The organism is Couchioplanes caeruleus, from assembly GCF_023499255.1.
GTDB lineage: Bacteria > Actinomycetota > Actinomycetes > Mycobacteriales > Micromonosporaceae > Actinoplanes > Actinoplanes caeruleus_A.
In genome coordinates this window covers 1,453,150-1,467,323 of sequence record NZ_CP092183.1, presented here as the reverse complement: position 1 = coordinate 1,467,323, position 14,174 = coordinate 1,453,150, and the positions used below count along the sequence as shown (strand labels likewise).

16 protein-coding genes, 1 tRNA gene and 1 pseudogene are annotated in these 14,174 nt (G+C 71.8%); 10 read left to right on the top strand and 8 right to left on the bottom strand.

The window, feature by feature from the left end; translation table 11 throughout:
• Position 1: 1 nt before the first annotated feature.
• Positions 2 to 1,660 carry an arginine--tRNA ligase gene (gene argS, locus COUCH_RS07025; protein WP_249611280.1) on the bottom strand — a complete coding sequence of 553 codons (1,659 nt, stop codon included), beginning with the start codon at positions 1,658 to 1,660 and terminating at the stop codon, positions 2 to 4.
• Positions 1,661 to 1,769: 109 nt separating this feature from the next.
• On the opposite strand from argS, the gene COUCH_RS07020 reads away from it, so the two are divergent.
• From COUCH_RS07020 to COUCH_RS07005, 4 genes and pseudogenes are all read left to right on the top strand, one after another.
• Complete coding sequence (locus tag COUCH_RS07020; protein WP_249611279.1) at positions 1,770 to 2,609, top strand: DUF3105 domain-containing protein; 840 nt, start codon at positions 1,770 to 1,772, stop codon at positions 2,607 to 2,609.
• The gene (locus tag COUCH_RS07015; RefSeq protein WP_249611278.1) at positions 2,609 to 3,283 is read left to right on the top strand and encodes a DUF305 domain-containing protein; all 675 of its coding nucleotides are present in this window, start codon (positions 2,609 to 2,611) and stop codon (positions 3,281 to 3,283) included. Before COUCH_RS07020 ends, COUCH_RS07015 begins: the two co-directional genes overlap by 1 nt.
• 80 nt (positions 3,284 to 3,363) lie before the next feature.
• A tRNA-Arg gene (locus tag COUCH_RS07010) sits at positions 3,364 to 3,435 on the top strand.
• 410 nt (positions 3,436 to 3,845) lie between these two features.
• A pseudogene (locus COUCH_RS07005) lies at positions 3,846 to 4,157 on the top strand (transcriptional regulator); the annotation flags it as partial.
• Between the two features lie 251 nt (positions 4,158 to 4,408).
• On the opposite strand, the gene COUCH_RS07000 reads toward COUCH_RS07005, so the two are convergent.
• Positions 4,409 to 4,780: a VOC family protein gene (locus tag COUCH_RS07000; protein ID WP_249611277.1), complete on the bottom strand. Its 372-nt coding sequence runs from the start codon at positions 4,778 to 4,780 to the stop codon at positions 4,409 to 4,411.
• A gap of 55 nt (positions 4,781 to 4,835) precedes the next feature.
• Between COUCH_RS07000 and COUCH_RS06995 the strand changes: the two genes are divergently transcribed.
• Complete coding sequence (locus COUCH_RS06995) at positions 4,836 to 5,303, top strand: MarR family winged helix-turn-helix transcriptional regulator (RefSeq protein ID WP_249611276.1); 468 nt, start codon at positions 4,836 to 4,838, stop codon at positions 5,301 to 5,303.
• Between the two features lie 16 nt (positions 5,304 to 5,319).
• Here the strand turns inward: COUCH_RS06995 and COUCH_RS06990 are convergent, their stop codons facing one another.
• On the bottom strand, positions 5,320 to 5,496 hold the full coding sequence (locus COUCH_RS06990) for a hypothetical protein (RefSeq protein WP_249611275.1): 177 nt from the start codon (positions 5,494 to 5,496) through the stop codon (positions 5,320 to 5,322).
• 137 nt (positions 5,497 to 5,633) lie between these two features.
• Here COUCH_RS06990 and COUCH_RS06985 point away from each other — a divergent pair, with 137 nt between their 5' ends.
• Positions 5,634 to 5,828, top strand: coding sequence for a hypothetical protein (locus tag COUCH_RS06985; RefSeq protein ID WP_249611274.1), 195 nt, complete (start codon positions 5,634 to 5,636; stop codon positions 5,826 to 5,828).
• Positions 5,829 to 5,838: 10 nt separating this feature from the next.
• On the opposite strand, the gene COUCH_RS06980 is transcribed toward COUCH_RS06985, so the two are convergent.
• The gene (locus COUCH_RS06980; RefSeq protein WP_249611273.1) at positions 5,839 to 7,215 is read right to left on the bottom strand and encodes a serine/threonine-protein kinase; all 1,377 of its coding nucleotides are present in this window, start codon (positions 7,213 to 7,215) and stop codon (positions 5,839 to 5,841) included.
• A gap of 142 nt (positions 7,216 to 7,357) precedes the next feature.
• Here COUCH_RS06980 and COUCH_RS06975 point away from each other — a divergent pair, with 142 nt between their 5' ends.
• Entirely contained in the window at positions 7,358 to 8,965 is a 1,608-nt protein-coding gene (locus tag COUCH_RS06975; RefSeq protein WP_249611272.1) for a CocE/NonD family hydrolase, read from the top strand.
• A 48-nt stretch (positions 8,966 to 9,013) separates the two neighbouring features.
• Here the strand turns inward: COUCH_RS06975 and COUCH_RS06970 are convergent, their stop codons facing one another.
• Genes COUCH_RS06970 through COUCH_RS06960 form a run of 3 tightly spaced genes read right to left on the bottom strand, consistent with a single transcriptional unit; the run spans position 9,014 to position 11,582 of the window.
• Positions 9,014 to 9,376 carry a nuclear transport factor 2 family protein gene (locus COUCH_RS06970; RefSeq protein WP_249611271.1) on the bottom strand — a complete coding sequence of 121 codons (363 nt, stop codon included), beginning with the start codon at positions 9,374 to 9,376 and terminating at the stop codon, positions 9,014 to 9,016.
• A 1-nt stretch (position 9,377) separates the two neighbouring features.
• Complete coding sequence (locus COUCH_RS06965) at positions 9,378 to 10,553, bottom strand: serine hydrolase domain-containing protein (RefSeq protein ID WP_249611270.1); 1,176 nt, start codon at positions 10,551 to 10,553, stop codon at positions 9,378 to 9,380.
• A gap of 33 nt (positions 10,554 to 10,586) precedes the next feature.
• Positions 10,587 to 11,582 (bottom strand): zinc-binding alcohol dehydrogenase family protein, encoded by a 996-nt coding sequence (locus COUCH_RS06960; RefSeq protein ID WP_249611269.1) that lies wholly within the window; start codon positions 11,580 to 11,582, stop codon positions 10,587 to 10,589.
• Between the two features lie 74 nt (positions 11,583 to 11,656).
• On the opposite strand from COUCH_RS06960, the gene COUCH_RS06955 reads away from it, so the two are divergent.
• Positions 11,657 to 12,094, top strand: coding sequence for a winged helix-turn-helix transcriptional regulator (locus COUCH_RS06955; RefSeq protein ID WP_249611268.1), 438 nt, complete (start codon positions 11,657 to 11,659; stop codon positions 12,092 to 12,094).
• 9 nt (positions 12,095 to 12,103) lie between these two features.
• A complete protein-coding gene (locus tag COUCH_RS06950) occupies positions 12,104 to 12,574 on the top strand; it encodes a hypothetical protein (RefSeq protein WP_249611267.1) in 471 nt (156 codons plus the stop codon).
• Here the strand turns inward: COUCH_RS06950 and COUCH_RS06945 are convergent.
• The gene (locus tag COUCH_RS06945) at positions 12,564 to 13,646 is read right to left on the bottom strand and encodes a GlxA family transcriptional regulator (RefSeq protein WP_249611266.1); all 1,083 of its coding nucleotides are present in this window, start codon (positions 13,644 to 13,646) and stop codon (positions 12,564 to 12,566) included. The genes COUCH_RS06950 and COUCH_RS06945 overlap by 11 nt on opposite strands.
• Before the next feature lie 97 nt (positions 13,647 to 13,743).
• On the opposite strand from COUCH_RS06945, the gene COUCH_RS06940 reads away from it, so the two are divergent.
• The gene (locus tag COUCH_RS06940) at positions 13,744 to 14,172 is read left to right on the top strand and encodes a hypothetical protein (RefSeq protein WP_249611265.1); all 429 of its coding nucleotides are present in this window, start codon (positions 13,744 to 13,746) and stop codon (positions 14,170 to 14,172) included.
• Positions 14,173 to 14,174: the final 2 nt, after the last annotated feature.

Sequence of the window (14,174 nt, the reverse complement as noted above, 5' to 3'; positions counted from 1 at the left end):
CCTACATCCTCTCGGGCGCACTGACGCCCAGCAGTCCCAAACCGTTCGCGATCACCGTTCGGGTGGCGTCGTTCAGCCACAGGCGGGAGCGCTGAAGGTCGGTGATCGGCTCGTCCCCCACCGGAAGCACCCGGCACTTGTCGTAGAACCGGTGGTATTCCCCCGCGACCTTCTCCAGGTAGTGCGCCACCCGGTGGGGCTCGCGCAGCTCCGCGGCCGTGGCCACCACGCCGGGGTAGTCGCCGAGCGCCTTGAGCAGGCTGTGTTCCTTCTCATGCGTGAGCAGCTCGGGGTGGAAGTCGTCCGGCTCGCCGCGGGTCAGGCCGACATCCGCGGCGTTGCGGGCCACGCTCGCGGTCCGGGCCGCGACATAACGGACATAGTGCACCGGGTTGTCGTTGCTGGCCCGGGTCCACTGCTCGATGTCGATGTCGATCTGCGAATCCGACGAGAAGCGGGCCAGGGCGTAGCGTGCCGCGTCGACGCCGAGCGCGTCGACGAAGTCCTCGAGGGTGATCACCGTGCCGGCACGCTTGCTCATCCGCAGCGGTTCGCCGTTGCGGACGAGGTTGACCAGCTGGCCGATGAGGATCTCCAGGTTGGCCGCCGGGTCGTCGCCGAAGCACGCGACCATCGCCTTCATCCGGCCGATGTAGCCGTGGTGATCGGCGCCGAGCATGATGACGATCTTCTCGAAGCCCCGCTTGCGCTTGTCGAGGTAGTAGGCGCAGTCGGCGGCGAAATACGTCCAGTCGCCGTCGGACTTGCGCACGACGCGGTCCTTGTCGTCGCCGAAGTCGGTCGTTCGCAGCCACGTGGCGCCGTCGGCCTCGTACACGTGACCCTGCTCGGTCAGCCGGTCCAGGGCCTCCTGCAGCTCGCCCCGGTCGTGCAGGTCCTTCTCGTTGAAGTACGTGTCGAAGTGCACGCCGAACTCGGCCAGCGACTGCTTGATCTCGGCGAACATCAGCTCCACGCCGACGCGCCGGAAGATCTCCTGGGGGTCGGGAGCCGCCAGGACGTCCGGAACCTGGTCGACGACCGCCTGCGCGATCTCGCCGATGTAGGCGCCGCCGTACCCGTCCTCCGGGGTGGGCTCGCCCTTGGCCGCCGCGTACAGCGAGCGGGCGAACCGGTCGATCTGCGAACCGGCGTCGTTGAAGTAGTACTCGGTGCCGACCTCGGCGCCGGCCGCCCGCAGCAGCCGGGACAGCGCGTCACCGACGGCGGCCCATCGGACCCCTCCGATGTGTACGGGGCCGGTGGGGTTGGCGGAGACGAACTCGAGGTTGATCCGCTGACCGGCGAGGCGGTCGGTGTTGCCGTACTCCGCTCCGGCCAGCACCACGTCACGGGCCAGCACGCCGGCCGCCGCCGCGTCCAGGCGGATGTTGAGGAAGCCCGGGCCGGCGATCTCCACCGACTTGATCCCCGGGTGGCTGCTCAGCTCCTCGGCCAGCGCCGCGGCCAGCTCGCGCGGCGGCACTCCGGCCTTCTTGCCGAGCTGCAGCGGCATCGTCGAGGCGTAGTCGCCGTGCTCGGGGTTGCGCGGCCGCTCCACCGTCGTCGTCTCGGGCAGCAGGGAGACATCGAGGCCGCGGGTGACGAATACGGCACGCGCAGCTGTGAGAACAGTGGAAGCGAGGTCAGCGGGAGTCACTGAGCCATGCTATCCGGGTAGACTTTGGCGCCCGGCGGCGTACCGGGGCGCTGCGTGCGGGCCCGCGCCGGCCTCCCTGCCGACCTCTCCGACGAATTGACGAGGCACGATGAGCATGAGCACCCCGGGTCCCGAGCGGGTCCCGTCCACCGTCAAGGTCGACAAGACGTCCGGCCAGGGCAAACCGCCCGCCGCGAAGTCGGGTGGCAAGCCCGGCGGGGGCTCCGGCGCCAAGCCCGGCAACCGTCCCGGCGGCAAGGGCCCGCAGGGCAAGGGCGGCGGCAAGGGCCGCAAGCCGGTCACGCCGGTCAAGGTCAGCGGCGGCCGCAACTGGGGCCCGATCCTCGTCGCCGGCGTCGTCGTGCTCATCGCGGCCGGCATCATCGGGTACGGCGTCTTCGCCTCGATGAAGGGCACCGAGACCTGGGAGGACAAGGCGGCCGGCATCGAGGGCATCGTGAACTACCGGGAGCAGAAGAACCCGCAGATCGACGCCCGGGACCACAAGGACGGCGCGCTCACGTACGTCACCAACCCGCCGGTCGGTGGCGCGCACAACGCGCAGTGGCAGAACTGCATGGGCGACGTCTACACCGAACCCATCGCCAACGAGCACGCCGTGCACAGCCTCGAGCACGGCGCCGTCTGGGTCACGTACAAGCAGGGCCTCGCCGCCGACCAGGTCGACAAGCTGAAGTCGAAGGTCCAGGGCAAGGACTTCATGATGCTGAGCCCGGTCGCCAACCTCGACAAGAACATCTCGCTGCAGGCCTGGGGTTACCAGCTGAAGGTCGACAACGCCGACGACAAGCGCATCGACGAGTTCATCAAGGACCTGCGGGTCAACGCGACCCTGGAGCCCAACGCGGGCTGCTCCGGCGGCAACACGGCCACCGGCCCGGTCACCGCGGCGGGCAACGGCACGAACATGGACCAGCCGGGCAACTGATGACCGTCTCCACCGACCCCGGCCCGGCGGACCAGGACACCGCCGCGGCCGACGACGGCCCGACCTCGACCGGCACCCGCCGGTTCGGGGCGGGCTGGATCGCTCTCGCGCTCGTCCTCGGCCTCCTGCTGGGCGGCGCCGCGGGCTTCCTCGGCGCCCGCACCATCGGCACGCCGGGCGACGACTCGGCCGAGGCCGGTTTCCTGCGCGACATGAGCACCCACCACGCCCAGGCGGTGGAGATGGCGATGATCGCCCACGCCAACTCCACCAACCCGCAGATCGTCACCCTCGCCGGCGACATCGCCCTCACCCAGCACGGCCAGATCGCCACCATGCAGGCCTGGCTCCGCGACTGGAAGCTCAGCCTGACCGGCACCGGCGAGCCGATGGCGTGGATGCCGGGCTCCGAAGGCTCCATCCGCAACGGCCTCATGCCGGGCATGGCGACCCCGGAGCAGCTCGCGGCCCTGCGCAAGGCCACCGGCAAGGACCTCGACGTCCAATTCCTCACGCTGATGCGCCAGCACCACGTGGGCGGCATCCACATGGCGCAGGAGATCCTCGACATGTCGGACAACAAGGACGTGCGCTGGATAGCGGATTCGATGGTCCGCGGCCAGCAGAGCGAGATCAACCTGATCGACTCACTGCTCAAGCAGCTCCAGGGCTGAGCAACCACGTGCCCGGGGCGGCACGCCGGGGAACCGGTTGGCGGCGGTTCCGGGCGGCCTGCTAGAGTTTCACCCGCTGAGCCCCCGTAGCTCAGGGGATAGAGCGTCGCCCTCCGGAGGCGAAAGCGCAGGTTCGAATCCTGCCGGGGGCACCCAGGGCGACCGTGACGTCGAGGCCGCTGACCAGGAGAAATTCGGTCAGCGGCCTTTTCCGTGCCCGGCGCGCCCGCCGTTGCGGCCGGTCGTCACCAGGACACCGTGCCGTTGCGGCCGGTCGTTCACCAGGGGACCGGGCCGTTGCGGTCGAAGAAGCCGCCGGTGGGCCGTCGGGCGCCACCGCCGCCATCCGGACGATCGCCTCCGCGCCGTCCTCCACCGTCTGCCCCCCGCGATGGCCGTTGAAGTCGGTGCTCGTGAATCCGGGGTCGACACAGTTGATGCGCATCCCGGGAAGGCCTTCGCGTACTGCACGGTGACCATGTTGAGAGCCGCCTTCGCCGAGCTGTAGGCGACCATCACGAAGTCCTTCGCGATCGAGGAGGGGTCGGTCGGTACGAGCAGGGTGCGGCAGGGCACGGAGCAGTTGGCGCGGTTCGGTACCGCGCTGGTCGCCGATCTGCGGAAAGCGGCCGCCGACCATCCGGCCGACGGTGAGCTGCGCGCCCTCGTGGCGCAGCTGCGGGCGCGTAGCGGACTATTCGCCGAGCTGTGGGACTCCGGCGTCGTGGGCCGGCACGCCTCCGAGCGGAAGACCGTCGTGCACCCGTCGGTGGGCGAGCTGGAACTCGACTGCGACGTGCTGACCGTGCCGGGTGCGGACGATCTGCGGCTCGTGGCGTACACGGCCGAGCCCGGCAGCGAGGCGGCCGGCAAGCTCGCCCTGCTCAGGGTGCTCGGCACACAGACCCTCGCCTGGCCCCGGCCGGCAGCCTCAGCGCCGTCCCCGGCCGGCAGCCTCAGCGCCGTCCCCGGCCGGCGACCCCAGCCAAGACCCGGCCGGCGACCCCAGCCAAGACCCGGCCGGCGACCCCAGCCAAGACCCGGCCGGCGACCCCAGCCAAGACCCGGCCGGCGACCCCCGGCCAGGGCCCGGTTGGCGGACCCGACCGTGGACGGCGGGAGTGCTCAGGTGCGGTCGTGGATGGTGACGGCGTACCCGTCGGGGTCGGTGAAGGTGAAGGTCCGACCGAAGGGTCCGTCGAACGGCGGCACCGCGATCGGGACCCCGTTCGCCTGCAGCTTGTCGTGGACCGCCTGCGCGTCGTCGGCGCCCATCCACAGCACGACACCGGCGCCCGGGTGCGGGGTCACGGCGTCGAGGTCCACTCCGGGCAGCGGTTCGCGTACGGCGAAGGCGACGGTCCCGGTGGCGAAGACGACCGCGTGCGGCGGGGCCACCGGTGCGCGCTCGAGCCCGAGTTGTGTCTCGTAGAAGGCGGCCGCCTTCTCGAGGTCGCGTACCTGCAGGGCGATGAAGTCGGGTCCGGTGACGGTCATGGCTTCCTCCTCATGTCAGCATGTTGACACGCCCATTCTGTGTCATCATGTTGACATGAGTCAAGAGCCAGCTTTCCGGCCCGTCGATGAGCAGGTCGGATACGTGCTGAAGAAGGCGGCCAGCTCGCTGCGGGCGGCGATGGACAAGGCGCTGCGCCCGCTGGACCTGACCGTCTCGCAGTACGCCTGCCTCGAGCTGCTGCGCCAGCAGCCGGGCCTGTCCGGCTCGGAGCTGGCCCGCGCGATGTTCGTCAGCCGCCAGTCCATGAACCTGGTGCTGAAAGGGCTGGAGCGCCGCGAGCTGCTGACCCGCTCACCGGTTCCGCGCCACGGCAAGGCGCTGCCCACCGAGCTGTCCCCCGCCGGGCTGGCGAAGCTGGCCGCCGCGAACGAGGCAGTCAGCGTGGTCGAGGAGACGATGCTGGCCGCCCTGACCCCCGAGGCCGAGCGGCGGATGTGCGCGGACCTCACGGCGTTCGCCGCCGCACTGACCGACCTGGCCGGCGAAGAGGACCCGGACTGACGGCCCGGCCCGAGGGTCAGCGGCGGTCGCGGCCGGGGTGGCGGTCGGGTTCACGCCAGGCGGCGATCCCGGGGGCGAGCAGGCCCCAGAAGATCATGCCGAGCGCCGCGATCCACGCCCACCACGGGATCACCGACTGCGGGCCGACGAGGTTGCTCGTCCACCGGTACGCGACATCGAGATAGGCGTCCATGCGTGCCTCCCCCGTGCTGACTGTGGCCCCCAATATCGGCCGCTCCGGTTCCCTCCTGAGCAGTTCGGCGACAGGCGTGCGGCGCGCCGGAGCGGGTAAGCGAAAGGCGACACATCATCGTCAGATCGGGAGGCAGCATGGCTACCGACGAGCAGTTCCAGACCGAGGCGGCCGAGGGCGAGAGGGACCGGCGCTTCCACGGCGGCGCGCCCGTCCACCTCGACGACGACGAGCTGGCGCGCCGTACCGAGGCCGAGCGCGTCGCGGCGGGGCTCGAGCCGTACGACCCGAACGAGGTGCCGCCGGCCACCGGCGAGGACCCCGAGGTCTGACAGGCCGGGGTCAGACGGGCCGGGTGACCAGCGTCGGCGCCCCGGCGACGCAGGTCACCGTCATGCGGATCCGGCTCGCGGCGTGACCGAAGACCACCGCCGCCGCGAGCGCGGGCCCGGCGTTCACCCGCTGGACCTCGTACGGCTCGGTCGCCTTCCACGACGTGAGCTCCGCCCGATGGCCGTCGGTGCACCGCGCCGTGACGCTGCCACCGGCCGAGGTGAACGCCCGGCCCTTCGGTGGCGGCTCCGGATGGGGCTTGGGAGGAGGCGCTGCTCTCCACTTCTTCGGCGGCGGCGTCGTGGTCGCGGTGGTGGCGAGTGCGGGTACGGACGGTGCCGGCCGTCCGCCGACGGGCTTGAGGGACGGTCGCGGCCTGGCAGGGGCGGCCGACGGCAGCACGACTGCGGGCATGCCCGGGTTCCGCGGCGTATCGGTCGGGAGCACCAGCCAGGCGTGCGCGGCGAGCGCTACGGCCACCGCCACACCACCCACCAGCAGCACCGTCCGGAGGCGGGCCGCGCGTGGCTGCGACGGCTCCCGGCCCGAGGCGAGGACCTGCGCTGCCTCCGCCGCGCTGGGCCGCTCGGCGGGCTCCTTGCGCAGACAGCGGCTGACCAGGTCGGTGACGGCCGGCGGCACCCCGGTGAGCTGCGGCAGCGGGGCCGGTTCGACGTACACGTGGGCGGTGAGCATCTGGGTGGTGCTGTCGGTCGTCCACGGCGACTCGCCGGTCAGCAGGCGGTAGAGCAGCACGCCGAGCGCGTACACGTCGGAGGCCGGCTCGACCGGCCCGCCGATCACCCGTTCCGGCGCGAGGTACGCCGGAGTGCCCAGCAGCTCGTCGTCCGGCTCGACCGGCCCGGCGGTCGCGGCCAGCCCGAAGTCGACGACCTTCGCGCCGTCCGGCGTGACCATGACGTTGCCCGGCTTCACGTCCCGGTGCACCAGGCCGTCAGCGTGGGCGGCCGCGAGCGCGGCCGCCACCTGCCCGCCGATGGTGCAGATCTCCCGCGGCTCCAGCCGGCCGTCCCGCACCCGCTGCTGCAGGGTGATGCCGTGGACGAGCTCCATGACCACGTACGGGGTGAGCCGCCCGCCGTCGAAGGCCTCGCCGTAGTCGTAGATCTGCGCGATGTGGGGGTGGGACAGCGCCGCGGCGGCTCTCGCCTCGTCCCGGATGCGGGCCCGGGACTGCGCGTCCCCGGCGTACCGTCCGGCCAGCAGTTTGACGGCGACCAGCCGGCCGAGAACCTCGTCGCGGGCGCGCCACACCACCGCCATTCCTCCGCGCCCGAGGACGTCCAGCAGGGTGTAGCGGCCACCGAGCATCCGCTGCTGCGCCTCCACGGCGAGCCAGTCTGCCCGCCCGGCGGCGTTCCGCACAGAGAGATCCTTTCCCGGACGCGAAGTTGAGTACACAGACCGCTCAAATCGGTAAGTGATCGCGTGTTCACGGACGGCTGCTTGCTCTGGGCGCCGGGTACACCAGAATGGATCTTCTGCGACGGCCCCTGGGAGGCGCCCGATGAACTCACCGCTGGGACGCCTGCTACGCCTGCCTCCGCCGCGCACGCGTTACACGGTGGAGAGCGGCGTCCGCATCCCCATGCGCGACGGTGTCGAGCTCCGAGCGACTCATTACGCGCCGCAGGGCCCGGCGCGGGGAACGGTTCTGATCCGTACGCCGTACGGCCGCGGCCTGCCGGCGTCGCTCCTGCAGGGCCGCATGCTCGCGGCCCGGGGTTACCACGTCCTGGTCGGGAGCGTACGGGGCACCTTTGGCTCGGGCGGCACGTTCGTCCCCATGGCGCAGGAGACCACCGACGGGCAGGACACGGTCGCGTGGCTGCGGACCCGCGCATGGTTCGACGGGCGGCTCGCCACGCTGGGCGCCTCGTACCTCGGCTGGGCTCAGTGGACACTCCTGCTCGATCCGCCGCCGGAGCTGAAGATGGCGGTGATCGCGGTCGGCCCGCACGACTTCCGCGACGCGGTGTTCGGCACGGGCGCGTTCACTTTGGGCGACTTCCTCAGCTGGAGTCACCAGATCACCGGGCAGGAGCGGCGCGGTCTCGACCGGGTACGCCACCTGGCAACCGCCCGCCGCCGGGTCCGGCCGGGACTGCACGGACTCCCCTTGGCCGACGCCGCCGAGCCGGTGCTGCAGGGTCGCGCACCCTGGTATCGGGAGTGGCTGTCGCACCCCGAGGACTCCGACCCGTTCTGGGACGCGTACCGGGCGGGGCGGGCCCTGGACCGGGTCACGGTGCCGGTGCTGCTGATCAGCGGCTGGCAGGACCTGTTCCTCGACCAGACCCTCACCCAGTACGAGACCCTGCACGCCCGCGGCGCCGACGTGTCGCTCCTGGTGGGACCGTGGACCCACATCGGGGTCGCGACGAAGGGCAGCACCCGGACCGAACCGGTCACGCTGGCCTGGCTCGACCACTACGTGGCCGGCGACGCGACCCCGGCACCGGCCGGCACGGTCAGCGTTTACCGCACCGGCGAAGAGAAATGGCATGAGCTCCCCCTCTGGCCACCCGCGACCCGGCAACGAACGTTCACGCTCACCCCCGACGGCTCCCTCTCCTCGGCGAAGACGGCACCCCCGGGAGCCGTGATCTTCCGCTACGACCCCCGGACGCCGACCCCCTCGGTCGGCGGCCGCGTCCTGGCGGGCAGCATGGGCGTCCGCGACAACCGCAAACTGGAAGCCCGCGGCGACGTCGTCACCTTCACCAGCCCCGCCCTCACCGCCGACCTCGACCTGGCGGGCAGTCCCACCCTCGAGATCGACGTCTCGGTCGACAACCCGTTCGCGGACGTCTTCGCCCGCCTCTGCGACGTGGACCCGTCGGGCCACTCCCGCAACTTCTCCGACGCGCTGCTCCGGCTGGACCCGTCGGTGCCCGCCGGCACGGTGCAGCGGCTCACGCTGCGGCTGGACTCCTGCTTCCATCGGGTACGGGCGGGGCACCGGCTGAGGCTGCAGGTGTCGGGCGGGGCGCACCCGCGGTTCGCCCGGAACCTGGGCACGGACGGCAAACCGGTGGACGGGGCGGAGCTGGCCCCGTCAGTGCACACCGTCCACTGCGGAGTATCCCGGCTGATCGCGCCGGTGACGTCGTAGCCTCGCCTGCGTATCGGCGGCCGAGCGGCCGCGGCCCGGTGCCGCGGCTCAGCCGGGGTGCTCCATCCACCACTCCGTGAACTGCCGCGCCCGGCCGGTCTGGTCCAGCCGCAGCACCCACAGGTTGCTGTAGGTCCGCGCCGGATCCTCGTACCGCGTCGTGGCCTCCACGATCGCCAGGTCGTCCGTGACGATCACGGGATGCCAGTCGAACGCGGTGGTGCCGGGTGCGTCCCGGTGCTCCAGCCACCCCGCGACGATCGCCTCCCGCCCGACCCAGGGCTTCGCATACGGCTCGGTGAAATACGCCGCGTCGTCGGTGAACAGCTCGCCGATGTCGGCCGGATCGTTCGACTCCCAGGCGGCCCGGTAGTTCCCGATCCAGGCGGTGACCGCGTCGAGATGTGTCATGTCACCTCCCCCGCCCGTGTCCCGCTGTGTACGCCAGCCTCGAGAACTCCTTCTGCGCCCCGCTCCACAGAAAGTCGCTGACCTGGGTGAACGCGACGGCGATGAGGCGCTCGTGCGGATCGTTGAACCACGTGGTGCCGTACCCGCCGGACCAGCCGTATCGCCCCGGGGCGGAGACGTCGTCGGCCGTGACGCTCACGCCCACGCCGAAGCCCCACCCCGATCCGCCGAGCAGCTGCCCCGCGGAGGCGACCTGCTCGGGCGTCAGCCGGTTGGTGGTCATCAGCTCCACCGACTGCTCGGACAGCAGCCGGGTGCCGCCGTGGACCCCGCCCTCGAGCAGCATCCGGGCGAACGTGCAGAACTCGTCCACCGTGGACACCAGGCCCGCCGAGCCGGACGGGAACCGCGGCGGGCTGCTCCACACCTCCGGCCCGGTGTTGGTCGCCTCCACCATCTCGCCCGTGCCCGGATCCCCCATGTACGAGGCCGGCAGCTCACCCGCCCGGTCGGCCGGCAACCAGAAGCCGGTCTCCCGCATGCCCAGCGGGTCGAACAGCCGCTCGCGCAGCACGTCGCCCAGCGGCTTGCCGTCAGCGCGGGCGAGGAGCACGCCGAGCACGAGCATGCCGGTGTTGTACTGCCACTTCTCGCCCGGCTGAGCCATCAGCGGAAGCGTGCCGAAGCGGCGGATCCACTCGTCCGGGTCGTGCGGAGTGCGGGGGTCCGGCGGCCCCATCACGAGCTCGAGGTCACGGGCGGCCTCCACGATCGGCCACGGCGGGTCGAAGGTGGGCTCGGTGATGAAGCCGTGTCCCATCCGGAAGGTGAGCAGGTCCTCCACGGTGACCGGGCGATGCGGTGGGACGGTGTCGTCCAGCGGGCCGTCGATGCGGGCCAGCACCCGCTGGCCCGCCAGCTCGGGCAGCAGCTTGTGGACCGGCTCCTCCAGGTCGATGACGTCGTCCTCGACGAGCGCCATCGTCGCGGCCGCCAGCACCGGCTTGGTGAGCGACGCGATCCGGAAGATCGTGTCGCGGCGCATCGGCACGGCGCCCCCGAAGCTCGTGACCCCGATCGCGTCGACCCGCACGTCGTCACCGCGGGCCACGAGCGTGACGATCCCCGGGAACTCGCCGCGCTCCATGCGTGCCGTCATCGCCTCGTGCAACGTCATGCCGACCACCATGCCAGGCCCGTACGACAGAAATCAGGACCCGGCGAGAACGATCTTGCCGATGGTCGCGCCGGCCTCGACCGCCGCGTGCGCCTCCCGCAGGTTCGCCGCGGTGATGCCGTCGATCCGCCGGGTCAGGGTCGTGTGCAGGACGCCCTTGTCGACCAGCTCGGCGACCTGCCGCAGGATCTCGTGCTGGGCGGTGCTGGTGGGGTCGTACAGGGAGCGGGTGAACATGAGCTCCCAGTGCCAGGCGATGCTCTTCGACTTCAGCGGCAGCAGGTCCAGGTTCGGCGGCTCGTCGATCGCGACCACGGCGCCGAACGGCCGCACGATCGTCGCGAACGTCTCGATCATGCCGGCCGAGTGCGGTGTGAACACGTGGTCGACGCCGTCCGGCAGCGCCGCCGCGAGATCATCATGGTGGTTGACGACGCGGTGCGCGCCGCGGTCCAGGACCCAGCGCTGGGATTCCGGGCGGGACGCCGTACCGATGATCTCCAGATCGGTGAGCCGGCGGGCGAGCTGGACCAGGATCGACCCGACGCCACCGGCCGCGCCGAGCACCAGCAGCGTTCCGGTGCTCTGCGAGGTCAGCCGCAGCCGGTCGAACAGCGCCTCCCACGCGGTCAACGCGGTCAGCGGCAGGGCGGCCGCCTGCGCGAAGTCCAGCGACGCGGGCTTCGGTCCGGCGATGCGCTCGTCGACCAGGTGCAGCTCCGCATTGGTGCCGGGACGGGCGATGGAGCCCGCGTACCAGACCTCGTCGCCCGGCTTGAAGAGCGTGACGGCGGCCCCGGTCCGCTCGACGATGCCGGCGGCGTCGTAGCCGAGCACCTTCGGCTCGCCGCGCGGGTCGCTGCTCGCCCGTACCTTCACATCCACCGGATTGACCGAGACGGCCCGGACCCGCACGACCAGGTCGTGGTCGCCTGGTTCGGGCACCGACAGCTCGAGATCCAGCAGGGAGGACGGGTCCGAGATCGGCAGGTTCTTGCGGTAGCCGACCGCGCGCATGAGTTCAGCCATGCCGCGGACGCTATTCCGTACGCCCCAGTTACCGTCAACGGACACTGGTTTCCAAAGGGAACTACGATGGCCCGATGCCGACCACCTCCTGCGGGCGTACGCACGACGTCTACGACGCCTCCTGCCCGTGCCGCCACATGCTGGATCTGCTGGCCAACAAGTGGAGCGCGCTCGCGCTGGGCGCCCTCGAGGACGGCCCCCGGCGCTTCGGCGCGCTGCGCACCAAGCTCGACGGCGTGAGCCCGAAAGTGCTCACCGCCACACTGCGCCGGCTCGAGGAGCACGGCCTGATCGACCGCACGGTGTACCCCGCGGTCCCGCTCCACGTGGAGTATTCGCTGACGCCGCTGGGCCGGGACGCGTGCGAGCCGCTGGCACTGCTGCGCAGGTGGGTGGTGGACAACATCGAGCGCTTCCCGGAGGCGGTGGTCCCGGCCGGCGCGCGTGCCCCATCGCGGGCGGGCTCGATCGCTCAGCCGCGCCGTCCCAGGAATGTCGGACCCCCGGACTAGCTTCGTGTCGTGACGAACGAGTGGCGGCAGCTGCCCGCACCGGCCCGGCCCATCGCGGCGGCGACCTCCGCCGCCGTGGCGGGTGCACGTGCCCATGACGAGGCGGCCCTGGCCGCGGCGATCGCCGAGCTCAGCGTGCAGGACCAGACCCAGGCCGGGCTGATCCTCGGCACGGCGGTGCGCCTGCAGCTGGAGGCCGCGCATCCCGACGGCCTGGACGCCGACGACGTGCGGGCGGTGCTGGCCGGCAGCGTTCGGGCCGCCGCGGCGTGGTGCCCGCGGGTCGACCCGCAGACGATGCTGTATCTGCTGGCGGGCGCGCTGGGGGTCTGGGAGGACGACGGTTCGCCCCCGCCCAAGCCGGAGGAGCTGGCGTTGCACGCGGCGCTGCTCATCGAGCACCTGATCGGGCCGCGACCGATGACGGAGGTGATGACGGCGACGCTCGACGAGATCCAGCGAGCGCAGCTCAACGACTGACGCGCGCCGACGCCCCGGCCGAGGTGATGCTCGACGCCACTGCGGCCGTGGCCGACCGCGTGACAGCCGGCGCGACCGTCGGAGCGACGGGCCGAGCGGCCGGTGGCGTGACGGCCGGGACAGTGCGGTGCTTCGAGCGGAACGCGTGGCGGTAGGCGTGCGGGCTCGTCCCCACGACCCGCTTGAACCGGTCCCGGAACGCGGTGGGCGACCCGAACCCGACCCTGGCGCCGATGCGGTCCACAGTGACCGCCGTGGTCTCCAGCAGGTGCTGCGCGCGGCGGACGCGGGCCAGGTGGAGCCACTGCAGCGGCGTCGTGCCGGTCTGTTCGCGGAAGCGGCGGTTGAGCGTGCGCGTGCTCATTCCGGCATGGGCGGCTATCTGCGCCGTCGTGAGTTCACGGCCGCAGTTGTCGTCGAGCCAGCGCAGGAGCGGCTCCATCGTGGAGCCGCGTGGGGCGGGTGGCTGCTCGGCAACCATGAACTGCGCCTGGCCACCTTCGCGTTCCAGCGGCATCACGGAGAGCCGGGCGGCGTCCGCGGCCACGGCCGAGCCGTGGTCGCGGCGGATCATGTGCAGGCACAGGTCCAGTCCCGCCGCGGCGCCGGCCGAGGTGAGGAACTGGCCGTTGTCGACGTAGAGGACGCCGGGGTCGACGTCGACCGCCGGGAATCGCCCGGCCAGCTGGGCAGCGGCGATCCAGTGCGTGGTGGCGCGGTGGCCGTCGAGCAGCCCGGTCGCCGCGAACACGAACGCGCCCGCGCAGATGGAGGCGATCCGGGTGCCGCGCGCCGCGGCCGCGCGGAGTGCGCTCAGGACCTTTTCCGGTACGGGCACAGCAACGTCTGCCACCCCGGGAAGGATGATCGTGTCCGCCTCCTCGAACACGTCGAGACCGTACGGCGCCCGTACGACGAAAGCCCCCGCGGCGACGTCACCGTCCGGCGCGCAGACGCGTACGTCATAAGGGGCGCTACCGTCCGCGAGGCGGGTGCGGCCGAACACCTCGAGCGGTGTCGACAGGTCGAAGGCGACGACGCCGTCCAGCGCGAGTACGGCCACGATGTGCATGCCACCGGAGCCTAGCCGCACGCGTGGCGCAAATCCGTTGGCATGTGGCATTCCGGCCACTGTCGGCGATTTTCCGTGCTCCCTACCGTCGGCTACCGTGACGAAACTGCTCCTGTCCCTGCACGTCCTCGCGGCCATCGTGGCGATCGGCCCGGTGACCGTCGCGGCCAGCATGTTCCCCGCCGCCCTCAGAAGAGCGACTCCCGGCGGCACAGGCCCCACGCTCCTGCACCGCATCTGCCGCGTGTACGCGGGACTCGGCCTGCTCGTGCCCGTGTTCGGCCTCGCGACCGCGAGCAGCCTCGGCGTCCTCACCGACGCCTGGCTGATCGCCTCGATGCTTCTCACGGCGGTCGCCGGCGTGCTCCTCGCCTTCGTGATCCTCCCCGCCCAGGCCGCGGCCCTCGGCGGGCCCGGCAAGCGGGCAGCGGTCCGCCTGGGCATGGTCACGGGCGTGTTCAACCTGCTGTGGGCGACCGTCGTGGTGCTGATGGTCATCCGTCCCGGCTCCACGACGGGGGTGTGAGC